Genomic DNA, 23,353 nt, shown 5'->3' with positions numbered 1-23,353 from the left:
CGAGATCCGCAACAGCAAGGAGAATCGCCTGGGCCTGCCGCTGCCCAAGGGCAAGGTTCGCGTCTACAAGGCCGACGCGAGCGGCAGTCAGCAGTTCATCGGCGAGGACTGGATCGACCACACCGCGAAGGACGAGCGGGTGAAGATCAAGCTCGGCAACGCCTTCGACGTGGTGGGCGAGCGCACCCAGAAGGACTGGAGGAAGATCGCCGGCAACCTCTACGAGGTGGAGTGGGAGATCGCCCTGCGCAATCACAAGGCCGAGGTCCAGACGGTGACAGTGATCGAGCCGGTGCCCGGCGACTGGCAGGTGCTCTCGTCCACCCATCCCTACGAGAAGGTCGAGGCGCATACCCTCAAGTACGAGATCAGTATCCCCAAGGAGTCGTCCGCGAAGCTCACCTATCGGGTACGTCTTCGTTTCTGAGGCAACTGGATGGCAGGCGCGGGGGGCCGTGATACGGTGAAAGAGCATGACGCGATCGCCGAGCGGACCCCTCGCGTTGCTGCTCGCCGGCGCGGTCTCGGCGCTCCTCCTGGGGACTCCGCGGGCCACCGCGGCCCTCGACGAGCCCGGACGGCTCTGGCTGGTGGGACAGCGCGCGTTCGAGGACCGGCTCAACGGCGTGGCGCGCGTCTCCCTCGAGCGCCTGGTGGAGCGCTATCCCACGGATAGCCGGTACGGCGACGCGCTCTTGCTGCTCGGCAAGGTCCGCTTCGGCGAGGGCGCGCTCGAGCCGGCCCTCGCCGCCTTCCGCCAGGCGCGGACCCTGACCCCCCCGCCGGGCGAGCCCGAGGAGGCGCGCTTCTGGGAGGCGGAGACCCTGTTCCGGCTGGGCCGCTACGATGGCGCGCGTGGCGCCTACCAAGGCGTGGTGTCCGCCAACGCGGCCTCGAAGTTCGCCCCGGATTCCCTGTACGGCCTCGGCTGGTCGGAGCTGGAGCTCAAGCATCGCGACGCCGCGATCAACGCCTTCCGCCAGCTCGTGAGCGCGTTCCCCGACCACGCCACCGTGCCCTCGGCGACCTATTACCTCGCGCGGGCTCTGGTCGATGCCAAGCGCTACGACGAGGCGGTCGGACTGCTGCGCGGCTATCCCGAGCGCTATCCCAAGTCCAAGCACATCCCCGAGGCGCTGTACCTCCAGGGTTACGCGCGTATCACCGCGGGCGAGCGCAACGAGGGGATCGCGGACCTCCGCGCATTCGTCGCCAAGTATCCCCAGCACGAGCTGGCCAACCAGGCACGGCGCACCGTCGTCGAGCGGCTCCTGAAGGACGGGCGGAAGGACGAGCTGGCCGAGGAGTACAAGCTCCTGATGGCACAGGAGCCGCGCACGGCGGAGGGCCTCTACGACGCCGGCTTCATCGCGACCCGACTCAACCGCCCGAAGGATTCCGAGACGGCGTGGGCCGCGCTCCGCAAGGAGTTCCCCGACCATCCGCTGGCGGCGCGCGCGTCGCTCGATCTCGCGCAGGGGGCCTTCGGCCGCGGGAGCTTCAAGGAGGCGGCAACACTTGCGCGCGGCGCGGCCAAGAGCGACGACACGGGCATCCGCGCCCAGGCCCAGCTCCTGCTGGGGGAGAGCGAGCTCAAGCAGAAGCGCTCGGCTCCCGCGCTCCAGGCCTTCCGGGCGGCAGCAGAGGCGGGCTCCGACGATCCTGCCGTGCGCTATCGCGCCATCGCGGGAGCGGGGCTCGCGCTCGAGGAGCAGGGGAAGCTCTCCGAGGCGATCCGCTACTACGATCAGGTCGCAGCCGATTGCCCGGACAAGGAGCTGCGCGCGTGGGCGCGGACCCGCAAGACCGCGGTGGCCGCGCAGCTCAAGCCCCAGCCCGCGCCCGAGAAGCCGGCGCCCAAGCCGCGCGCGGTGGCGCCACGATGACCTTCCCGCGCGCCGCCGCGCTGCTGGCTCTGCTCGCAGCGCTGGCCGTCGCCGCGCCGGGCCAAGGTCAGACGCCACCCGCCACGCCCGGCGCGACGCCGGCCGCCACCGCCGCTGCGCCCACGCCGCCTCCCGCCGCCGCGCCGGCGCCCGCAGCTGTCCCGCGGCCGCTGCTGCCGCCGCCGGACATCGTGCCCGCGCTGCGTCTGGCCGCCCCGCCGCTGGACAAGCCGGCGGTACCGCTCCCCGTGCTGGCGCTGCCCGCGTCGCCGGCGCCGTTCCCGCAGCTCCCGCCGCCCGCGGTGGCGAGCGATCTTGGCCTCAGGCCGACGCTGCCCATGCCGTCGCCGCGCGCGCTGGCGTGCAATCCCCTCGGTAGCGTGTTCGGAGTGGCTTCCGAGCTGCTCGAGTGTGGCCGCGCGCGCTATCAGAAGGGGGAGCTCGAGCCCGCCCTGGCCGAGTTCCAGGCCGCGGTGAACAAGGGCGGTGACCGGCCGGTGATCCGCGAGGCCCGCTACTGGGCCGCGGAGACCATCCTGCGGCTGGGTCGGCGCGACAGCGTGGCCAGCTATCTCGACACGGTGGCCCGCGAGAACCCGCGCGACGACCTGGGCCTGTACGCCACGCACTCGCTGGGCTGGGTCACGCTCGAGCGCGGCGACGCGCAGCGCGCCCTCGACATCTTCCAGAACTTTCTCCGCGGCAGCGTGAGACCGGAGCTGGTGCCCACGGCGCGACACGGTCGGGCGCTGGCCCTCCACGCGCTCAAGCGGTACCCGGAGGCGCGCGACGAGTGGGCGGCGCTGCTGAACGGAAGCCTGCCGCGCCCCCTCGCCGCCGAGGCCTCGTACTGGCTGGGCGACACGCTGGGCCGCCTGGGAGATCCAGTGGCGGCCGCGCAGCGGTTGCAGGTCTTCACGGCGGCGGGCCCGCAGCTCCTGATCGAATCCGGCCTCATGCGCCTGGGCTGGTGGCGACGCGAGGCCGGCCAGCCGCTCGAGTCGGTGAAGTCCTATCGCGGGCTCCTCGTCGCCTATCCGCGCACGCGCGAGGCGCCCTGGGCGCGGGCCGGCCTGGTGCGGGCCCTCCTCGACCTCGACGACTTCAGCGCCGCGCGCGACGAGGCGAAGCAGCTCGAGGCGCTCGACACGAAGGGCCCGTTCGTGGTGCCGGTGCGCCTGCTGCTCGCCCGACACGTCGTCGAGAAGAAGCTCACCGGAGAAGCGGAGGCGATCTTCACCGAGCTGCTCGGTCTCGACCTCGATCCGCCCACCCGCGCCTACGTGCTGGCGCTGAGCGCGGAATCGCTGCGTCAGGCCGGCCAGACCGCGGAGGCGCGGGATCGCTTCGTGGGCGCGCGCCAGGGGCAGGGCAGCGCCGATGTGCGCGCCTTCGCGGGGGCGCGGCTGGCCCAGATGGACCTCGAGGGCCGCGAGCTCGAGCAGGCGCGCACCGGCGCCGAGCAGCTCATCGCGGATCGGTCGCCGACGCCCCCCCTGCGGGCCACCGCGGCGGTCATCGCCGGCGAGGCCTCCTACGGCCTTCGCCAGTACGACCGCGCGGCGGACTTCTATCGCCGCGTGATCGCCGAGCCGACCGATCCGGTTCTGGCCGCCTCCGCCCGCCTCGCGCTCGGTTGGGCGGAGCTGCGCCGCGGCCGGCCCGAGGCGGCCCGCGAGCAGTGGGACCGCTTCGCGCGCGATGTCGGCGACGATCCGCGGGTGCCCGCCGTGCTGCTCCTCGCCGCGGAGCAGGCGGCGAACGCCAAGGACGAGGCGGGCGCGCGGGAGCTCCTGACCCGGGTCATCGACCGCGCGGGCGAGACCGAGGCCGGGCGCACCGCGCGGCTCAATCGCGCGATCCTCCTCCTCCGCGCCGGGGACCCGGCGGCCGCGCTGCGCGACCTCGACGATCTCGCCGCGCGCGGATCGCTGTCGCCGTTCGACGCGCGCATGCGGTTCGCGCGCGGCGTGGCCCTGCTCCGCATGGGCCGCGCGAGCGACGCGCGGACCGATCTTCGCAGCGCGCTGCTCGACGGGGAGGATGCGGCGCGGCTCGGCCTCGGCGTGCTCGCCTTCGACGCGAGGCAGTGGGACGAGGCGGCGCGTGAGTTCGCCCCCGTGCGCGATGCATCGGCCGGCCCCGCCGCCAGCGCCGCCGAGTACGGTCTCGCTGCGATCGCGTTCAACCAGGGCAAGAACGACGAATTCCGCAAGCTCTCGGAGCCGTTGCTCAAGGGCTCGCCCGATCCCGCCATCGCGCCGGGCCTGTTCGCCGGCATGATCTATCTGGCCGGCGAGGAGAAGAAGTGGCCGGAGGCCCAGCAGCTCGCGCAGCGGGTCACGCGCGACTACCCGAAGAGCCCGGCCGCGCCGGTGGCGCTCGCCGCGCTTGGCGCGGGCGCCGCGCGCGACGGTCAGTGGGCGATCGTCCGCGATGCGTACACCAGCCTCGGGACGCGCTATCCCGGCGATCCCGGCAACGACGCGGGCGCGCTCGACTTCGCCGAGTCGCTACTCCGCACGGGCGCCGCGCCCGAGGCGCGGCCGCGCCTCGAGAAGTTCGTGGAGGGCCATGCGGGCGATGCGCGCGCGCCGCGCGCGCTCGTTCTGCTCGCGCAGGCCTACGAGGCCGGGGGCGAGAAGGACAAGGCGCTCGAGCTCTACGCGCGTGTGCGCCGTGACTATCCGTCGGCGGAGGGCCTGGATCGGGCGGCGGTGAGCCAGGCCCGCCTGCTGCAGAGCGAGGGGAAGTGGGACGCGGCTCGCCCGCTGTTCCAGAAGGGTCTCGACGCCGAGGATCCCGGCTCGGCGGCGGAGGCCTCCTATCGCCTGGGCGAAGGCTATCGCGCGGCCGGGCAGCACGCCGAGGCCGTCCAGGCGTACATGACGGCGGCGTATCTCGCGCCCGACTCCCCGTGGGGCCGCAAGGCCTTGCTGGGCGCCGGCCAGTCGCTCGCCGCCCTCCGCCAGAACGACTCCGCCGTCATCGTGTACAGGAAGCTCGTCGCCGCCAAGGACGCGGAGCCGGAGTTGGTCGAGTCAGCACGCGCCGGCCTCAAGTCGCTCGGCATCAACTGAGCCCCGGTCGGGCTTCAGACCCGCGCGCCGGGCGCTCAGCCCGAAGTCCAGGCACCTCCCCGCGGCGTAAGTGCCTGATCTGGCTTCGCTGTGTAGTTGGCACGCCCTGTGCCAATGGACGGAGCCAGGAGGGCGACGCCATGGAACTCAATACGGTGGTGACACACGGGCTCACCTACCTGGCCGCTCTGGCCCTTCCGCTCTGGCTCCTCGGCGAGCAGATCGCCGCCTGGCTGGTGCTGCGGAAGAAGGATGACGTCAAGGCCGAGGCGACGGAGCTGAAGCCCAAGCGGCCGGCCGCCGTTCCGCTCGAGAAGGCCGCCTAGGTAGACACCGCGGCGTGCCGGGCGCCTCTACCCCGGCCCTCGACGGGGTGCCTATACTGAAGAGGTGTTCCACCCCGTCGTCGAGCACTGGTTCCGCGCGCGGTTCGCGGAGCCCACTCCGGTTCAGGCGCAGGCCTGGCCCCTGATCGCGGCCGGTCGGGACGTCCTCCTCACCGCACCCACCGGCTCCGGAAAGACCCTCGCCGCCTTCCTCGCCTGCGTCGACCAGCTCTTCCGCAAGGCCATCGAGGGTGTCCTCGATGATCGCGCCCAGATCCTCTACGTCTCCCCGCTGAAGGCCCTCTCGAACGACGTCCGGCGGAACCTGGACGAGCCACTGACCCAGCTCGCCGCGGCGGCGCTGGCGGCCGGCCTGCCGGCTCCGGCGATTCGCACCGCGGTGCGCACGGGCGACACGCCCGCCCACGAGCGCCGTCAGGCGGGGAAGCGGCCGCCGCACATTCTCGTCACCACGCCCGAGTCGCTCTTCATCCTCCTGACCGCCGACTCCAGCCGGAAATGGCTGGCCGACGTCCGCACCGTGATCGTGGACGAGATCCACGCGGTGGCGGGCGACAAGCGCGGCGCTCATCTGGCGCTCTCGCTCGAGCGACTGGACGAGCTGGTGGCAGCGTCGAGCGGCGGGTTCGCGCGGCTTCAACGCGTGGGCCTCTCCGCCACCGTGCGCCCGATCGAGACGGCGGCACGGCTGCTCGTAGGCGCCACCCGGCCGATGCCCGCACTCGTCGACGTGGGCCAGCGCCGCGACATGGATCTCCGCATCGAGGTCCTGCGCGACGAGCTGGGCGCGGTCTGCACGCACGAGCAGTGGGAGGAGATCTACGACCGCGTGGCCGAGATGGCTTGCGCGCACCGCTCCACGCTAGTGTTCGTCAACACGCGGCGCCTCGTCGAGCGGGTGGCGCGCCATCTCGCCGAGCGCCTGGGCGCGGAGCGCGTGGCCGCCCATCATTCGAGCCTGAGCCGGGCTCGCCGCTTCGACGCCGAGCAGCGGCTGAAGTCCGGCGAGCTGAGCCTGGTGGTGGCCACCGCCTCGCTGGAGCTCGGCATCGACGTGGGCACGGTGGATCTCACCTGCCTGCTCGGCTCGCCACGCTCCATCGCGACCGCGCTGCAGCGCGTGGGCCGCTCCGGGCACGCGCTGGCGGCCACGCCGAAGGGACGGCTCTTCCCGCTCACCCGCGACCAGCTCGTGGAGTGCGCGGCGCTGGTCCGCGCGGCCCGCCGCGCCGAGATCGACGCGCTGGCGCTCCGGCGCGCGCCGCTGGACGTGCTCGCCCAGCAGCTCGTGGCGATCTGCGCCGGCGAGGACCAGGACGAGGACCGGCTCTTCGCGCTGTGTCGGCGGGCCGCGAACTACGGCGACCTTCTACGCAAAGACTTCGACGCCGTGGTGGACATGCTCGCCGACGGCATCGCCACGCGGCGGGGGCGGGTCGGGGCGCGGCTGCATCGCGACGCGGTGGGACGGCGTCTCACGGCCCGGCGCGGCGCGCGGCTGATCTCGATCACCTCGGGCGGCGCGATTCCCGAGACGGGGACCTACCAGGTGGTGCTGGAGCCCGACGAGACCCCGATCGGCACGCTCGACGAGGATTTCGCGATCGAGTCGATGGCGGGCGACGTGATCCTCCTCGGCAACAGCTCCTGGCGAATCCGGAGGGTCGAGAGCGGGAAGGTGCGCGTCGAGGACGCCGGCGGCGCGCCGTCCACGATCCCGTTCTGGTTGGGCGAGGGGCCGGCGCGCACGCCCGAGCTGTCCGCGGAGGTCTCGGCGGTGCGGGCGGCGGTGGTCGAGCGTCTCGACGATCCCGAGGAGGCCGCGCGCTGGCTCATGGACGAGACCGGGCTCGACGCGCGCGGCGCGCTGCTCGCCCGCGACTACATCGCGGCTGCGCGCGCCGCCCTGGGCGCCGTGCCCACTCTCGACACGGTGGTGGTGGAGCGCTTCTTCGACGAGGCCGGCGGCATGCAGATGGTCGTGCACGCCCCCTTCGGAGGGCGGGTCAATCGCGCCTGGGGCATGGCGCTGCGCAAGCGGCTGTGCCAGAGCTTCAACTTCGAGCTGCAGGCTGCCGCCACCGACGACGGCGTGCTGCTCTCGCTGGGGCCGCAGCACAGCTTCCCGCTGGAGACGGTCACGGGCATGGTGCACCCGCGCGGGCTCGAGGCGCTCCTCACCCAGGCCGCGCTACAGGCGCCCATGTTCACCACGCGCTGGCGCTGGAACGCCACGCGGGCCCTCGCGCTCCTGCGCTGGTCGGGTGGGAAGAAGGTGCCGCCGTACCTCCAGCGCATACGCGCCGAGGATCTCCTGGTCGCCGTGTTCCCCGCTCAGCTCGCCTGCCAAGACAACATGGCGGCGGGGCCGATCGAGATCCCCGACCACCCGCTCGTCACCGAGACACTCCGCGATTGCCTCACCGAAGCGATGGACACGGAGGGCCTGCGCGCGCGACTCGAGGCGCTCCGAGCCGGGCGCATCCAGTGCTTCGTACGCGACACGCCCGAGCCCTCGGTGTTCGCCCACGAGATCCTGAACTCGAATCCCTACACCTTCCTGGACGACGCACCGCTGGAAGAGCGCCGCGCTCGTGCGGTGGCGCTGCGGCGCGGGCTGCCCGCCGCGGTGGCCGCCGACATGGGTCGCCTCGACCCCGAGGCGATCGCGGCCGTGGTGGAGGAGGCGCGGCCCGATCTCCGCAACGCCGACGAGTTGCACGACCTGCTCCTCGATCTGGGCGCGCTGCCGGAGCCGGAGGCCGCCGAGTGGACCGGCTTCATGGACGAGCTGATCGCCGCGCGCCGCGCCGCCCGGCTCCGCGGCAATGGGCGCACGCTCTGGGTGCCGGCGGAGCGGCGCTCGCTGGCCGCCGAAGTGTGGCCCGGGTATCGCTTCGAGCCCGACGTCGTCGAGCCGCCCGCGCGCCGGGCGCCCGCCTGGTCGGGCCGCGAGGGCGCCCTCGTTGAGGTCGTGCGCGCGCGTCTGGGTCTGGTGGGGCCGGTCACCGCGCCCGTGCTGGCCGCGCCGCTGGATGTCACGCCGGGCGAGATGGAGGCGGCCCTCACCGCGATCGAGGCCGAGGGGGGCGCCCTGCGCGGACGCTTCACGTCCACCGCCGCGGCCATCACCCATCACGAGCTCGAGTGGTGCGACCGCCGCCTGCTCGCGCGCATCCACCGCCGCACGCTGGAGGGCCTGCGCCGGCTCATCGAGCCCGTGCCGGCCGCGGCGCTGATCCGCTTCCTCTTCGCATGGCAGCACGCGCGGCCCGGCGCCCAGCAGCACGGCCGTGACGGCCTGCTCCGCGTGATCGAGCGCCTCCAGGGCTTCGAGGCCGCGGCCGGCGCCTGGGAGCGCGAGATCTTGCCGGGACGCCTGCATCGCTACGAGCCCGCGTGGCTCGACGAGGCGTGCCTCTCGGGCGAGGCCACGTGGGGCCGGCTGGGACTACACGCGACCACGCGCCACGCCGGGCGGCGACTGTCCGGCACCGTGCCCCTCGCGCTCCTCCTCCGCCGCGATCTGCCGTGGCTCTTGGAGCCTCGCGACGGCGCCCTCGCCGGCGATCCGTCCGGGCCCGCGCGCGACGTCCTCGCGCACCTGCAGCGCGCGGGCGCTTCCTTCGTGGACGACATCGCGATCAACGTGCGCCGTCTCCGCATCGAGGTCGAGGAGGCGCTCTGCGAGCTCGTGACGGCGGGGCTCGTCACGGGTGACGGATTCGCGGGGCTGCGCAGCCTCATGCACAACGAGAAGCGCCGCCGGCCCCATCCGGGTCGCCCGCGCCCGGGCGCCCGCCCGTCCACCGGCACCGGCCGCTGGGCGCTGCTCGCGGCGCCCGCGCCGCCCGCAGAAGACGACGTGACCGAGGCGAAGGCCCGGCAATACGTGAAGCGGTACGGCGTGGTCTTCCGTGATCTCCTGCAGCGCGAGTCCGGCACGCCGGCCTGGCGCGACCTCCTGCGCGTCTACCGGCGGCTCGAGATGCGCGGGGAGCTGCGCGGCGGCCGCATCGTGGGCGGGTTCGTGGGCGAGCAGTTCGCGGCCCCCGAGGCGCTCGAGGCGCTGCGCGCGATCCGACGCGAGCAGCCCGACGGCCAGGCCCTGCGCGTGTCGGCCTGCGACCCGCTGAATCTCGTCGGCATCGTGACGCCGGGGCCGCGCGTGCCCGCCGTGTTCGGGCATCACGTGGTCTATCGCGACGGCGTGCCCATGCCCGAAGAGGCCGACCGCCGCGCCCCCCGCGCCGCGGCACCTCCTCCGCGCTGAGGCACCCCCCATGCCCCCGCCGCTCGTCGAGTGCCACGCGCATGTCCTGCCCGACGCGGTGCTCGCGCGCCTGCCCGGCGGGAGCAGCCCGCGCTACGTCACCGCGGAGCGCCGCGTGCTCGCGCGCATGCTGGAGGCGCAGGACGCGTGCGGCATTACCCACGCCCTCGTCTCGGACTCCTTCTTCATGGAGACCTCGGCGGAGGAGCTGCCGGCGTGGTCTGGCGCCGACCGCGCCCGCCTCTACAACGACGGCCTCGCCGCGCTGATCGCGCGGCATCGCGGGCGCCTCATCGGCCTCGGCTGCGTGGACCCCTGGGGCGGGGAGAGCGCCGCGCGCGAGCTCGAGCGCATGGTCGAGGAGCTGGGCTTCGCCGGCGCCCTCGTCAATCCCTCCGACGACCGCCGCTATCTCGACGATCCTGCGTGCGCGCCGCTTCTCGCCGCCGCGGAGCGGCTGGGCCGCCCGCTGTTCGTGCATCCCACTCGCGACCTGCCCGCCAACGAGCACTGGCGCGACTTCGTACTCTCCCTCATCGTGGGCCGGCCGACGCAGACCGCGGTGTGCGCGGCGCGGCTCATCTTCACGGGCGCCCTCGATCGCTACCCGCGCCTCAACCTGCTCCTCGCGCACGGCGGCGGCGTGTTGCCGTTCGTGGCCGGGCGGCTCGATGCGACCTGGATGGCATACCGGCCCGAGCGCTGGCACGGGCCCGACGTGCTCGGCATGGAGCCGTCGTCCTATCTTCGGCGCTTCCACGTCGACACGAACGTGTGGTCGGTGCCCGCGCTGCGCCTGCTCCTCGAGGTGCTGGGGCCGGAGCGGCTCGTCGTCGGGAACGATCAGCCGCCGGTGTGGGCGCCGCTGGAGGACGCGCTCGCACTGCTCGCCGGTCTCGAGCTCGGAGAGAAGGACCGCGAGGCCGTGCTCTGGCGCAATGCCGCGCGCCTGTTTCATCTCGAGCGGCTCGACTAGCCCCCTCGACGCCGACCCTTCTTTCGTGTTATCCCCTCCCACGAGGAGGGCCTAGCCCATGCGCGGAATCCGGATCCTCGTCCCTGTCCTGGTGGCCATCATCGTGGTGGGAGGCCTCGCGCTCGAGCGGGCCGAGCCCCAGGCGCCCAAGGAAGTTCTGATCGGCGTGCTCCTCCCTCTTACCGGAAACTTCGCGAGCCTCGGCCAGCAGTATCTCTGGGCCAACCAGACCGTCGAGGACATCGTGAACAACGACTACGCGGACCTCAACGTCCCCCTGGGGCCGGGCAAGGGGTTCCCCGGGCTCGGGGGCGCCACCCTGAAGCTGGTGGTGCGCGATGACCAGAGCCGCGGCGACCTCGCGCGGACGCTCGTGGAGCAGCTCATCACCGTCAACAAGGTGCACTGGGTCGACGGCGAGGGGACGAGCGGCAACACCTCCATCATCCAGCCGGTGGTCGAGGGCTACGGCATCCCGCTCTCCTGCCACGCCTGCGCCTCGCCCACGCTGACCGAGAAGGGCTTCAAGTGGTTCTGGCGCACGGGCCCGCACGATCGCGTCATGGTGGATAGCGTGTTCCGCTTCCTCCAGGAGTGGCCGAAGAACGGCGGACCCACGGATCTCAAGACGGTGGCGGTGTTCACCTGCGACAACCTCTTCTGCCAGGACAATCACAAGATCGCGCTCGAGCACGCCGCCAAGGCGGGCTTCAAGGTGGTGGCCGACCTCACCACCAAGACCGGCGCTACCACCCTGGCCTCCGAGGTGCAGCGGCTACAGTCGGCCAATCCCGACATCCTCTTCTTCGTGCAGTACCCGGCCGAGTCGGCGGTGTTCCAGGCCGACGCCAAGCGCGCGGGCTGGATGCCCAGGGTGATCGCGACCAGCAACGGCTGTTATTCCGATCAGACCTGGCTCGAGGCGCAGAAGAAGACCAATGGCGGCGCGGGGTGGCTGGGGCGGGATCCGACGGCCATCGACCTCGCCAGCAAGAAGCCCTCGTGGAAGAAGGTCAACGAGATCTACAAGAAGTACAGCCGCGGGCAGGACATGGGCGAGCTGGCGATGCGCCAGGTCACCGGCATGCTCTGGGTGGCGGACACGATCAACCGGGCCAAGTCCGTCGAGCCCGCCGTGCTCGCCAAGGCGGCCGCCGACACGAACACGCCCCCGGACCAGATGATCATCGACTACAAGGGCATCCGCTTCGACAAGACCAACCAGAACGAGCTGGCCACCGGCGTGGTGACGCAGATCGGCTGGGACGGCGAGAAGCACACGATCTGGCCGTGGGATCTCGCCAAGCAGGCCGGCTACACGCCGGTGTATCCGAGCCCGACCTGGCAGGAGCGGGACGCGAAGCCCAAGCCCGCGAAGTGATCGCGAGCGCGTCCGCGTGACCGAGCTCGTCCAGGCCGTCGTCAACGGCCTCCAGATGGGGCTGCTCTACGCCCTCGTGGCGGTGGGGCTGGCCATCATCTGGGGGCTGATGGAGATGGTCAACTTCGCCCACGGCGAGTTCATGATGCTCGGGATGTTCGGGGCGTGGTGGCTTTCCAGCACGCTCGGCTGGGATCCGCTGGTGGCGATGGTGCCGGTGGCGCTGGCCATCTACGGACTGGGCGTGCTGACCTACAGTCAGCTCATGCGTCGGGTACAACGTGGCGACGCCTTCGCGCAGATCTTCGCCACAGTGGGGCTGCTGCTCTTCCTCCAGAACGGCGTGGTGGCGCTCTTCACCAGCGATTACCGCTTCGTGTCCGACACGGTCCTCTCTCACCTCTCCGGGGTGCAGCTCTCGGTGCTCGGCATCAAGCTGGGGGTGCCGCTGCTCCTGGCCGGCCTCCTCGCCCTGGCGCTCTTCATCGCGCTCTACCTGCTCGTGGATCGCACGGAGTTCGGCCTGGCGCTGCAGGCGACGTCCGAGGATCGTGACGCCGCCATGCTCGTGGGCATCCGGCCGCAGAAGATGTTCGCGGTGGCGTGGGGCCTGGGCGCCGCGCTCGTGGGTATCGCGGGCGTCATCCTCGCGAACTTCTTCTCCGTGTACCCGCAGGTGGGCCTGTCCTTCACCGTGCTCGCCTATGCGATCGTGGCCCTCGGCGGCTTCGGGAGCATCCTCGGCACGCTGTGCGCCGCGCTCCTGGTCGGCGTGGTCCAGAGCGTGACCGTGGTGTACCTCCCGCCCGCCTTCAAGGACGCGTTCGTGTTCGGCTCCTACCTCCTCATCGGACTCTTCCGCCCGCAGGGCCTCTTTGGTCGCTTCTAAGCGCATCGCCCTCGGCGTCGGGCTGCTCGCGGCGCTCACGTATCCGCTGCTCATTCAGACGACGGGCTACACCTATTTCCAGACGGTGGGGTTCCTCGTCTTCATCTACGCGATGCTGGGCGTGGGCTGGAACTTCATCGGCGGCTGGGCCGGGCAGTTCGACTTCGGCCCGTGCATCTTCTTCGCGACAGGGGCCTACACGGCCGCCCTCGCCGCCGTGCACTGGGGCTGGAGCCCGTGGCTCGGCATGCTTGCGGGCATCATGGTGTCGATGGTGATCTGTGCCGCGATCACGTTTCCCGTCACGCGGCTGCGCGGCCACTACTTCGCCATCGCGACCGTGGCGATGTGGATGATCGCCCAGCCCATCGGCGCGACCTGGGAGCTCATCAACGGCAGCCGCGGCCTCTTCATTCCCCTCGCGCCGGCCAAGACGACGCTGGAGGCGCTCTGGACCCTCGGCTGGGGCGGCCGCAGCAAGGCGCTCGCGTACTACTACGTGGCGCTGCTGCTCTTCGTCCTCACCATGTACCTCGCCCACCGCGTGGACCGCTCCAAGCTCGGCTACTACTTTCGCGCCGTCCGCGACGACCAGGAAGGCGCGGAGGCGATCGGCATCGACAGCCGCGTCTACAAGACCGCCGCGCGCTGCCTCACCGCCGCGGTGTTTGCGGCGGGCGGCGTGCTCTACGGTTTCTGGGCGCTGGCCGTCTTCCCCGATCAGGTGCTCGAGATGAACTGGTCGGTGCTGCCCATGATCTCGACGGTGCTGGGCGGCATCGGGCGGCTGTGGGGCCCGCTGCTCGGCGCGCTGATCCTCATCCCCATCTCGCAGGGGATGAGCGCCACGCTGGGCTCGGGCCCGCTCGCCGGCCGGGGCCTCGACGTGATCGTGTACGGCATCATCATCATGGTGGTGGCGGCCTTCCGGCCGAGCGGCCTCCTGTCGCTGCCGTGGGCGCGGTGGTTCCGCCGTGGCTAGCGCGGCCCCGCTGCTGCGCGTCGAGGGCTGCACGAAGCAGTTCGGCGGCCTCACCGCCAACCGCGACGTGTCCCTCGAGATCGCGCCCGGGGAGATCGTGGGGCTGATCGGCCCCAACGGGGCCGGGAAGACCACCCTCTTCAACTGCATCAGTGGGCACTACCACCCCGACCAGGGCCACATCGTCTTCGACGGCCACGACGTGAGCCGCGCCCGGCCCGACCGCATCTGCCACCGCGGCGTGGCGCGCACCTGGCAGATCGTGCGCGCGTTCGGACGCATGAGCGTGCTCGACAACGTGATCTGCGGTGCGCTCACCCGCACGAACAGTCTGGCCCGCGCCGAGTCCAAGGCCCTCGCGATCCTGGAGTTCACCGGCCTGCGCGGCAAGGAGCGCGAGATGGCGGCGGCGCTCACCCTGGCCGACAAGAAGCGGCTCGAGATCACGCGCGCCCTCGCCACCGAGCCCCGCCTCTTGCTGCTCGACGAGGCGATGTCCGGGCTCACGCCGACGGAGACTGCCGCCGCCGTCGAGCTGGTGCGCCGCGTGCATGCGGCCATGCATCTGGCCATCTGCGTGGTGGAGCACGTGATGGAAGTCGTGATGCCGCTCTCGCACCGCGTGGTCGTGCTCGATCACGGCGAGAAGATCGCCGACGGCCGCCCGGAGGTGATCGTGCGCGATCCCCAGGTGATCGCCGCCTATCTGGGGGCGCCGCATGGCCGGCGCGACTAGCCCCACCGCCACGCCGCTGCTCGAGGTGCGCGACCTGCGCGTGGCCTACGCCACCGGCGTGCTCGCGCTGCAGGGCGTGTCCCTCCGCATCGGGGCGGGGGAGATGGTGGCCTTGGTGGGCGCCAACGGCGCGGGCAAGTCCACCCTGCTCAAGGCCATCGCCGGGCTCGTGAGCCCGCAGGCGGGCGAGATCTGGTTCGCGGGCAAGCGCGCAGATGCCGTCGAGGCCCCGGATCGCGTGCGGCTGGGGATCGCGCTGGTGCCCGAGGGGCGGCGCCTCTTCGCGCGGCTCACTGTGGCCGAGAATCTCACGCTCGGCAGCGCCACGAACGCCGACCCCGTGCATCGGCGGGAGATGCTGGCGCGGGTGTTCGAGCTGTTCCCGCGCCTGGGTGAGCGCGCCCGGCAGCGGGCGGGCACGCTCTCGGGCGGCGAGGGGCAGATGCTCGCCATCGGCCGCGCCCTCATGTCGCGCCCGCGCTTCCTCATGCTGGACGAGCCGAGCCTCGGCATCATGCCCCGGCTGGTCGAGACGATCATGGACGTGCTCCGCCGTCTCCACGCACGCGAAGGGCTCACCATGCTGCTCGTGGAGCAGAACGTGCCCTCCGCGCTGGGGCTGGCCGACCGGGGCTACGTGCTCCAGACGGGACGCGTGGTCATGGAAGGCACCAGCGCGACGCTGCTGGGGAGCGAGCTGGTCCGCAAGGCGTATCTCGGGATCTAGCCGGCGTCGGCGATGGCGGCGGGAGCGCGGGGCACCGAGATCCTGATCGTCGGCGGCGGCATCGCCGGCTGCTCCGCCGCCTACTACCTCGCGTCCGCTGGCCACGCGGTCACCGTGGTCGAGCGTGGCGAAATCGCCGGTGCCGCCTCCGGTCTCAATGCGGGGCTGATCGACTGCGTGGGCTGGAGCGATCGGCGAGACCTTCAGGACCATCTCACCGCGGGCAGCGTCGAGCTGTTCGAGCGGGTCCAGCTCGAGGAGGGCGAAGACTGCGAGTTTCGCCGCTCCGGCTCGCTCCAGGCCATTCACACGCCCGAGCAGCACGAGTTCACCCGGCGCCGGGTGGCCGACATGCAGGCCCACGGTCAGCGCGTGGAGCTGGTCACGACCCGCGACGCCCGCACGCTCGAGCCGGGCTTTTCCCCCTCGCTGCTGGGCGCGATGTACTCGCCCCTCCGCGCTCAGGCCGATCCTGTGAAGGGCACGCGCGCCTTCGCCACCCTGGCCGCGCGGCACGGCGCGCGCATCGTGACCGGCCAGGCCATTTCCGCCTTGGCTCCGCGCCCGGGAGGTGGGTGGAGGGCGCGCAGCGCCCACGGCGCCCTCGACGCCGAAGTCCTCGTGCTGGCGGCGGGGGCCTGGTGCGCCGCGCTGGGCGCCATGCTGGATCTCGACGTGCCCATCGTGCCCGTGCGCGGCCAGATGTGGGCCTCGGCCGCGCTGCCGCCCACCGTGTTCCAGACCATCTCCGCTGCGGAGTCCGCCTACGACTGGCACCGCGACGCCGGCACCGATCCCCCCAATCTCACCATCCGCGACGGTCGCCGCGTCACGCGGCACCTCTACGGCCGCCAGCGCCGCAACGGCGAGATCGTCTTCGGCGGCGACCGCGAGTGCGTGGGTGAGAACACCGCGCCCGAGCCCGGGGGGATCACGGTGAATCACGCCCACGCCGCGAGCGTGCTGCCGTTCCTCCAGGACGTGCCGATCGCACGAACCTGGGCTGGGCTCATGCCCTTTCCCCGCGACGGCAAGCCCCTGATCGGCCGCATCGCCGAGCGCGAGCATCTCTGGATCGTCAGCGGGCTGGCGTCGTCGGGATTCGGCCGAGGCCCGATGGCGGGGAAGCTCCTCGCCGACTCGGTGCACGCGGGCGCGCCCCTGCCGGTCCTGGCGGAGGCGGCTCCGCGGGGGCGCGTGCGAGAGGAGCGCGGACTGGGCTAGAATTCCACCCCATGGAGCACCGCGATCCCTAGCGGGCGCGGCGGGCTGGGGGCGAGTCTGCTCCTCGCCGGTGTGCTGGCCGTGCCCGCCGCCGGAGGGCCCGATGGCGTGACGTACACGCGCGACATCGCCCCGCTCCTCGCGCAGCATTGCCAGTCCTGCCACCGCGACGGTGAGATCGCGCCCTTCCCGTTGACCAGCTACGACGCGGCGTATGCACGTCGAAACAAGATGCTTCGAACAGTCGAGCGGCGGAAGATGCCGCCCTGGCCGCCCGTGCCCGGCCACGGGGACTTCATCGACGAGCGCCGGCTGAGCGACGCGGAGATCGCGCGGCTGCGCGCCTGGGTGACGGCGGGCGCGCCCGAGGGCGACCCGCGCGATCTGCCGCCGCCACGTGTCTTTCCCGCGCAGTGGACCGCCGGCGACCCCGACGTCGTGCTGACGCCGAGCGTGGCTTATGACGTGCCCGCGGGCGACCAGGATCTCTACCGCTGCTTCGTGATTCCCACGGCGTTCGCGGAGGATCGCTACGTCGCCTCCGCGGAGTTCCTGCCCGGTGACCGCCGCATCGTCCATCACCTGCTCACCTACATCGACACCTCGGGGCAGGCGGAGGCGCTCGACCGGGCTGAGCCGGGGCCCGGTTACACTTGCTTCGGCGGGCCGGGCTTCACCGGCGCGCAGGCGGGCGTGGGCGGCTGGGCGCCCGGCGCACGGCCCATCGCCATGCCCGAGGGCGTCGGGATTCTGCTCCCCGCCGGCGCGCGCCTGGTGCTGCAGGTGCACTACCACAACCGCACGGGCGCCGCGGTGCAGGAGCTCAGCCGGCTCGGCTTGCGGTTCGCGCGCACCACCGTGGACAAGCGGGTGCGCGTGATCCCGGTGCTCAATCAGCAGTTCCGCATCCCGGCGGACGCGGAGCGCTGGATCGTGCGCGCGAGCTTCACGCTCCCGCCGATGTGGCACATGCACGCCATCGGCGTGTCGCCCCACATGCATCTGCTGGGGCGGGAGATGCGCGTGACGGTCACCTATCCCGACGGCACGAGCCGGCCGCTCATCTACGTCGACGACTGGGACTTCCACTGGCAGGGGAGCTACACCTTCCGCGAGCCGGTGCCGCTCCCCGGCGGGACGCGCATCGACGTCGAGGCGGTCTACGACAACTCCACCCGCAACCGCCGCAACCCGACCAACCCGCCGCGCGAGGTCGGCTGGGGGGATGCCACCACCGACGAGATGTGCATCGCCTTCATACGGGCCACGGTGGACAGAGAGCACCTCGGGCATCAGCCGGCGTATGCCGGCGTCGCCGCGCGCTAGGCCCGGGGCGTTTACTGCATGTACTTGACGTCGCAGCGGTACGTCTTGTAGTCGCCGACGAAGAACGGCTGCAGCGCCGGCGCGAATTCCTTCGTATATAGCGCGCTCTGCTCGTAGGCGTGCATGTCGCCCGCGGTCTCCCAGAGACTGACGGCGAAGCCGGTGTCCTTGTCCGCGGCGTCCTGCAGCAGCCAGCGTCCGCGCAGCCCCTTCATCGCGCGGCCCTTGGCGGCCACGGTGGTGTTGTAGGTTCGCTCGAACTCGTTCCACGATCCGGGCCGGAGCTTCCCCCACGTGATCCGCATGATCATGTCCGCTCCTCCCCTTGGGTGCAGCGTCGGACGTGGCGCTTCTGCCGGATCCACCCTACACCCCTTCAATTGGGCGCGGCCAGCCATCCCCAAACCTCATCCCCGAGCCGCGCCTCGATGCGGTTCCAGTCGTAGGCACGGGCGACCGCCGCCCGTCCCGCGTGGCCCATGGCCTCTCGCGTTGCACGATCGGTCAGCAGGCGCACGACCGCCTCGGCAAATGCCTCGGGCGCATCCGCGAGGACGATTTCGCGTCCCGGGACGAGGTCGAGCCCCTCGGCCCCGAGCGTGGTGGACACCACCGGGACGCCGAGCGCCAGCGCCTCGAGGATCTTGATGCGGGTACCGCTACCCGCGCGGATAGGCGCGACGCTCACCGCGGCCTCCCCGACGAGTGGCGCCACGTCCGCAACGGAGCCCGTGGCAATGATGCGGCGACCGTCGACGAGCGGCGCAGGCGATGCCGCGTGTCGTGGCCGACGAGGAGCAGCCGCGCCTCGGGCACGCGGCGCGCGATCGACGGGAATATCTCCTTTGCGGGCCAGAAGGCCGCATCGACGTTCGGCTTGTATTCCATCGTGCCGAGGAACACGATCGTCGGTCCGCTCGGAGGCCGATGAGCGGCGTAGGCGAGCAGGCCCGGCGGAAAGCCATTGGGCATCACGAGGACACGCTCCCGCAGCCGAGCAGGGAACGACGCGATGCGGCAGCCACTCCGCCAGGCCCAGCCGGACGGTCCAGATGAGGTCGGCCTCACGCGCCAGCGGCTCGACGGCGCCCGCGAGCACACGGGCGGGAAACTGCGCGACGTGCGTCGGGTGGCGCGACAGTACGGAGCGATGCAGGGCCGCCGCGCGGCTGCGCGGCCCGGGCGGATCGGGGACGAACGCCAGATCGACGAGGCGGACCGACCGGCAGAGCGGCTCGAGCGGTCGAGATCGACCTCAACGAAGGGCTCCTCCCGGCCGCAGACCAGATCGACGGTCCCCACGGCCGAGAGCGCCCGCAGCGAGTGGACCATGCGCTGATTCCAGCCGATGTTCGGAGGAAAGGGCACGCGCGGCGCGACGACGAGAATGCGCGGCGTCACGACGCGAGGGGCAGGAGCATCGCCCCCATTCGTAGCAAAGAGCGGCGTCCGGCGCCAGGCGCCAGCGGCGCCTCCGATGCCAGGCCGAGCCCCGGCCCCCGGGCGGTGAGTCTCGGCTCCGCCCGGGGGCGAGGCGATCAGTGCGCGATGCTAGCGCCGATCAGCTAGCGCGAGCACTGGAACACGACGGTCCGCGACCCATCCGCGTTCGTGATGATGTTGGACGTCATCGGCAGCGCACCGGTCCGCGCGCAGTACGCGCTGGCATTCTGCGACGCCTGCACCAAGTCCTGATCCGTCCGGTACTGGTACCTCATGCCGCCCGGCACCACCGGCACGGGAGCCGTCGACGCGACCACCGGCCCCACGCAATCGAACACCACCGTCTTGCTCCCGTCAGAGTTGTTCGTGATCGACCCGGTCCGTGGGGTGGTCTGATACTGCCCGCAGTAGGTAATAGCGTTCTGGTTAGCCTGGAGCAACTCCGCGTCGGTCCGGTAGTTGTAAGTTACCGTCGGAGTGCTCGCCTGGACCGCGACCGGCGTGGTCGAGGTGGTGACCGGCTGCGCACAGGCGGCCGCGCTCACCATTGTTAATGCGACGATGCCCAATCCTTTGAGCCCACGAAATGTCCTCATCATGCCGCGCCTCACTTTCTCGGGTTTCTCGATTCCCTGAGCAAGGGAGGCTGCAATGATCGGGCCAGCCGCAGATGTGGCGCGGCTCGTCGAGCCGGAGGATTTCTGCGGTAGAATCGTGTCGCCGCGTGACGTGAGGACGTAGGCGGGTAGCTCAGCTGGGAGAGCGCGGCCCTTACAAGGCCGAGGTCGTGGGATCGATACCCACCCCGCCTACCACTTCCCGCCCTTCTACTTCGCGCCGACGTGCTCCCGCCCGCAATCCACCGCGGCGTGCAAGGCGTCGCGGAGCGCCTCCCACGTGAAGGGCTTCGCCAGCGTCGCCGCGCCCGCCGCGGCGAGAACTACATCGGTCGCGGCCGCGAGAGGATCGCCGCTGATGAACACGATTCGCCGGGCCAGCTCGGGATGGGTGGCCGTCAGGGCCTGGTGCAGCGCGCGCCCGCTCATCGCCGGCATGCGCATGTCGGTCACGATGACATCGAAGGGAACCGCGGCCACGCGCGCCAGCACCTGACGGCCGTCGGCCAGCGTCTCGACCTCGTGGCCGTCGGCGGTGAGGAGATCCTGGATGAGGTTGCGCACGGTGGGCTCGTCATCGACCACGAGGACGCGAAGCGGCGAAATGAAGCTCACAGCGATACCTCTCCGCGGGGATGCATGGTCCGGCGGATCAGTTGGATTCGGTACCGAGCACGGCCGCGCCGATGCGGGCGCCGAACTCCGACTTGGCGATGAAGGCATCGGCCCCCACCGCGCCGGCGGCCCGGTGATACTCCGAGCCGTCGTGAATGGTCGTCAGGATCACGCGTGGGGGCGTGGGCCGCGTCTTGATGCGGCGGGCAGCCTCGAGGCCGCTCATCCCCGGCATGTGGATATCGAGGATCACGACGTCGGGACGCGTGAAGCGAAGCTCCGCCAGGGCGTCCTCCGCCGAGCGCAGGCGCGCCACCACCTCGAAGCCCGGGATCGCGTCGAGGAGCGCGCCGGCGGAGTCCAGGAACGTGCGGCTGTCGTCGACGAGCATGATGCGAACGGTCGTGGTCATCGTCGTCTGGGACGCGAGCGCGGGTTGAGCCGCGAAGCGCATACCGCACAGTAGGCGCGGGCGCGGGCGCCGGCTAGTCAGGAAAAACCCGAGATCGCGGAGGGAGAACCCTGAGCCGAAGGCTCACGCGTCCGGGGCGACCAGGCCCACGCGGATGGCGAACCGCACAAGCCCGGCCAGATCGTGGATGTCGAGCCGATCCATGAGCTGAGCCCGATGCGTCTCAACGGTCTTTACCGATAGCTTGAGGCGTACGGCGATGTCCTTGGTCGTCTGCCCCTCCGCGAGGAGCTGCAGCACCTCGCGATGCCGGGGCGTGAGCCGGTCGAGGGGGTCGGGCTGCTCGGCCAGGCGGCGACGGTAGTCGGTGACGAGGTGCTTGGACATGGCCGGGCTCAGGTAGGTCTGCCCGCGGGCGACCGCGCCGATGGCCAGTTCCAGCTCGGAGAGATCGGCGTCCTTCAGGAGATAGCCGGCGGCCCCGGCGCGCAGGGCCTGAAGCGCGTACTCCTCGGCGGCGTGCATCGAGAGCATGATCACCGCGGTCTCGGGATGGCTCTTCGACAGCCGCGCGGTGGCCTCGAGGCCGTTCAGCCCCGGCATCGCGATGTCCATGAGCACGAGGCGCGGCCGCCACTTCTCCACGAGGGCGATCACCTCGTGCCCATCGCGGGCCTCCGCCACGACTTCCACGCCGGGAATGGACGCGAGCAGCGAGCGCACGCCCGCGCGAACGAGCGCGTGATCGTCGGCGAGCACGATGCGGATGGCGCTCAAGAGTCTGCCTCATCGCCAGCCCGCCCGAGCGGCAGGCTCACGCGCACCGTAGTACCTCGTCCGGGAGCGGACTCGATCGCGACGCGGCCGCCTGCGAGCTCCGCGCGCTCCTCCAGGCCCAGCAGCCCGAGGCTCTCACCCGAGAGGGCCCGCCGGCGGGCTGCCCCCACGTCGAACCCTACGCCGTCGTCGCGCACGACGAGGTGGACGGTGCCCTTGTCCGTGTCGAGCGTGACGGTCAGGCGCGTGGCGCGGGCGTGGCGCACCACGTTGGTCACCGCCTCCTGCACGATGCGGAAGCACGTGGTGGCGAGCGCCGAGGGCAGATCGGGGGGCAGGGCGCCCGCGATCACCTCCTGGACCAGGCCGGCACGCTGAGCCTGCGCCCCCACGTACCAGCGGAGCGCGGCGGGAAGGCCCAGATCGTCCAGCAGCGACGGCCGGAGATCGAGCGAGAGGCGACGCACCCCCTGGAGCACGCGGTCCACCACGCCGAGGCTGTCATCGAGCCGTCCCGCGGCGGCGTCCCGGTCATCCAGGCGGCGGAGCATCTGGAGGTTGATCTTCACCGCGGTGAGGGCCTGCCCCACCTCATCGTGCAGCTCGCGAGCGATGTGCCGCCGCTCCGCTTCCTGGATCTCGAGCAGGCGCGACGACAGCACCTGCAGCCGCTCGCCGGTGGCCTGCACGGCGGCGAAGAGCTTGGCGTTGCGGATGGCGATCGACGCGTGCTCGGCGAGCTGGACGAGGGCGGCCTCGTCGATGTCGGTGAAGGGGATGGGCCGCCGGTTGTCGACGTAGAGAAGCCCCTCGATGTCGTCCCCCATGCGGATCGGGACGATCATCTGCGTGATGATGCCCTCGGCGAGGACGACATGCGCGGTGTCCTTGGTGAACCGCGGGTCGGCCATCCAGTCGTCGGTGCGCTTGGGCTGGCGCGTCATCAGCACGAGCCCTCCGAGCGATTCGGTTCCCGGGTAGAGCCGCGCCGCCTCGTAGCCGCTGTAGCGCGTGTTCACCCAGTAGCGGAACACCACAGCGCCACTGTCCGGATCGCGCAGCGCGATGCGCGCGATGTCACTCAGGCAGAGGGCGCGAGCTCCCTCGGCCACCCGCTGCAGGATGGCGTCGATCTCGAGCGAGGCGTTCATGGTGCGCGCGATGCCCGCGAGAACCTCGGCCTCCTGGCGGCGGCGGTCGGTCTCTTCGTAGAGGCGGGCGTTCTCGAGGGCGAGGGCGGCCTGGTCGGCGAAGGCCTGGGCCAGCGCGCGCTCGTCCTCGGGCAGATCCCGCCGCTTGCGGAAGCCCAGCGAGAGCACCCCGACGATGCGGCCCCGGCCGCGCAGGGGCGCGGCGAGGGCGCTGACCATCTTCGAGGCGGCCCAGGAGCGTCGGCGGCTCTCGGGGACGTGGATCTCCGGGTCGGTCAGCACGTCGGCCGACCAGCAAATTCGCCCCTGGCGCACCGCTCGCCCGGCGAGACCCAGGTCGGGCGTCAGCACCACGGGCGGGAAGAGATCGGTGGCGCCGGGACTCGCGGCGATGACGGTGAGCGTGCCGTCGGCGCCCAGCTCGCGCACCGCCGCGAAGCAGTCGGGGAAGATCTCGAGCACGCTGTCGACGATCTGCTCGCCCACCGTCGTCACGTCGTGAACACCGGCC

At 71.7% G+C, this 23,353-nt stretch carries 21 protein-coding genes and 1 tRNA gene; 14 read left to right on the top strand and 8 right to left on the bottom strand.

From position 1 onward, the window contains the following. The 13 genes from VFX14_11780 to VFX14_11720 all read left to right on the top strand — a co-directional run. A partial coding sequence (locus VFX14_11780) for a DUF4139 domain-containing protein (protein ID HEU5190359.1) occupies positions 1 to 427 on the top strand: 427 nt, incomplete at its 5' end. 46 nt (positions 428 to 473) lie between these two features. After that, positions 474 to 1,886 (top strand): tetratricopeptide repeat protein, encoded by a 1,413-nt coding sequence (locus VFX14_11775; protein ID HEU5190358.1) that lies wholly within the window; start codon positions 474 to 476, stop codon positions 1,884 to 1,886. Continuing rightward, complete coding sequence (locus VFX14_11770; protein ID HEU5190357.1) at positions 1,883 to 4,966, top strand: tetratricopeptide repeat protein; 3,084 nt, start codon at positions 1,883 to 1,885, stop codon at positions 4,964 to 4,966. Before VFX14_11775 ends, VFX14_11770 begins: the two co-directional genes overlap by 4 nt. Before the next feature lie 140 nt (positions 4,967 to 5,106). Continuing rightward, on the top strand, positions 5,107 to 5,292 hold the full coding sequence (locus tag VFX14_11765; GenBank protein ID HEU5190356.1) for a hypothetical protein: 186 nt from the start codon (positions 5,107 to 5,109) through the stop codon (positions 5,290 to 5,292). Positions 5,293 to 5,356: 64 nt separating this feature from the next. Next, positions 5,357 to 9,586 (top strand): DEAD/DEAH box helicase, encoded by a 4,230-nt coding sequence (locus VFX14_11760; protein HEU5190355.1) that lies wholly within the window; start codon positions 5,357 to 5,359, stop codon positions 9,584 to 9,586. Between the two features lie 10 nt (positions 9,587 to 9,596). After that, positions 9,597 to 10,562: an amidohydrolase family protein gene (locus VFX14_11755; protein ID HEU5190354.1), complete on the top strand. Its 966-nt coding sequence runs from the start codon at positions 9,597 to 9,599 to the stop codon at positions 10,560 to 10,562. A gap of 58 nt (positions 10,563 to 10,620) precedes the next feature. Then, entirely contained in the window at positions 10,621 to 11,943 is a 1,323-nt protein-coding gene (locus VFX14_11750) for an ABC transporter substrate-binding protein (protein HEU5190353.1), read from the top strand. A gap of 16 nt (positions 11,944 to 11,959) precedes the next feature. Further along, positions 11,960 to 12,832 (top strand): branched-chain amino acid ABC transporter permease, encoded by an 873-nt coding sequence (locus VFX14_11745; GenBank protein ID HEU5190352.1) that lies wholly within the window; start codon positions 11,960 to 11,962, stop codon positions 12,830 to 12,832. Beyond that, positions 12,819 to 13,814, top strand: a complete 996-nt coding sequence (locus VFX14_11740) for a branched-chain amino acid ABC transporter permease (protein ID HEU5190351.1) — start codon at positions 12,819 to 12,821, stop codon at positions 13,812 to 13,814. The genes VFX14_11745 and VFX14_11740 overlap by 14 nt, the downstream gene beginning before the upstream one ends. Continuing rightward, the gene (locus VFX14_11735) at positions 13,807 to 14,550 is read left to right on the top strand and encodes an ABC transporter ATP-binding protein (protein HEU5190350.1); all 744 of its coding nucleotides are present in this window, start codon (positions 13,807 to 13,809) and stop codon (positions 14,548 to 14,550) included. The genes VFX14_11740 and VFX14_11735 overlap by 8 nt, the downstream gene beginning before the upstream one ends. Beyond that, positions 14,534 to 15,277 (top strand): ABC transporter ATP-binding protein, encoded by a 744-nt coding sequence (locus tag VFX14_11730; protein HEU5190349.1) that lies wholly within the window; start codon positions 14,534 to 14,536, stop codon positions 15,275 to 15,277. The genes VFX14_11735 and VFX14_11730 overlap by 17 nt, the downstream gene beginning before the upstream one ends. 12 nt (positions 15,278 to 15,289) lie before the next feature. Further along, entirely contained in the window at positions 15,290 to 16,501 is a 1,212-nt protein-coding gene (locus VFX14_11725; protein HEU5190348.1) for an FAD-dependent oxidoreductase, read from the top strand. Positions 16,502 to 16,609: 108 nt separating this feature from the next. After that, entirely contained in the window at positions 16,610 to 17,827 is a 1,218-nt protein-coding gene (locus VFX14_11720) for an ascorbate-dependent monooxygenase (GenBank protein ID HEU5190347.1), read from the top strand. Positions 17,828 to 17,838: 11 nt separating this feature from the next. Here the strand turns inward: VFX14_11720 and VFX14_11715 are convergent, their stop codons facing one another. From VFX14_11715 to VFX14_11700, 4 genes are all read right to left on the bottom strand, one after another. Then, the gene (locus VFX14_11715; GenBank protein ID HEU5190346.1) at positions 17,839 to 18,138 is read right to left on the bottom strand and encodes an antibiotic biosynthesis monooxygenase; all 300 of its coding nucleotides are present in this window, start codon (positions 18,136 to 18,138) and stop codon (positions 17,839 to 17,841) included. Positions 18,139 to 18,203: 65 nt separating this feature from the next. Continuing rightward, positions 18,204 to 18,515 (bottom strand): glycosyltransferase, encoded by a 312-nt coding sequence (locus VFX14_11710; GenBank protein HEU5190345.1) that lies wholly within the window; start codon positions 18,513 to 18,515, stop codon positions 18,204 to 18,206. Further along, on the bottom strand, positions 18,512 to 18,730 hold the full coding sequence (locus VFX14_11705) for a hypothetical protein (protein ID HEU5190344.1): 219 nt from the start codon (positions 18,728 to 18,730) through the stop codon (positions 18,512 to 18,514). Before VFX14_11705 ends, VFX14_11710 begins: the two co-directional genes overlap by 4 nt. Before the next feature lie 662 nt (positions 18,731 to 19,392). Continuing rightward, positions 19,393 to 19,869: a hypothetical protein gene (locus tag VFX14_11700; GenBank protein ID HEU5190343.1), complete on the bottom strand. Its 477-nt coding sequence runs from the start codon at positions 19,867 to 19,869 to the stop codon at positions 19,393 to 19,395. A gap of 140 nt (positions 19,870 to 20,009) precedes the next feature. On the opposite strand from VFX14_11700, the gene VFX14_11695 reads away from it, so the two are divergent. After that, positions 20,010 to 20,085, top strand: a tRNA-Val gene (locus VFX14_11695). A 12-nt stretch (positions 20,086 to 20,097) separates the two neighbouring features. Here the strand turns inward: VFX14_11695 and VFX14_11690 are convergent. The 4 genes from VFX14_11690 to VFX14_11675 all read right to left on the bottom strand — a co-directional run. Next, positions 20,098 to 20,502, bottom strand: coding sequence for a response regulator (locus VFX14_11690; GenBank protein HEU5190342.1), 405 nt, complete (start codon positions 20,500 to 20,502; stop codon positions 20,098 to 20,100). Between the two features lie 37 nt (positions 20,503 to 20,539). Further along, complete coding sequence (locus tag VFX14_11685) at positions 20,540 to 20,914, bottom strand: response regulator transcription factor (GenBank protein ID HEU5190341.1); 375 nt, start codon at positions 20,912 to 20,914, stop codon at positions 20,540 to 20,542. 123 nt (positions 20,915 to 21,037) lie between these two features. Next, positions 21,038 to 21,691, bottom strand: a complete 654-nt coding sequence (locus tag VFX14_11680) for a response regulator transcription factor (GenBank protein ID HEU5190340.1) — start codon at positions 21,689 to 21,691, stop codon at positions 21,038 to 21,040. Beyond that, on the bottom strand, positions 21,688 to 23,353 hold a 1,666-nt coding region (locus VFX14_11675; GenBank protein ID HEU5190339.1), incomplete at its 5' end, for a GAF domain-containing sensor histidine kinase. The genes VFX14_11675 and VFX14_11680, both read right to left, overlap by 4 nt.

Source organism: Candidatus Methylomirabilota bacterium, from assembly GCA_035764725.1.
Lineage (GTDB): Bacteria > Methylomirabilota > Methylomirabilia > Rokubacteriales > CSP1-6 > DASRWT01.
The sequence above is the reverse complement of the archived record's forward strand: the minus strand, read 5'-3'. Positions and strand labels throughout refer to the sequence as shown.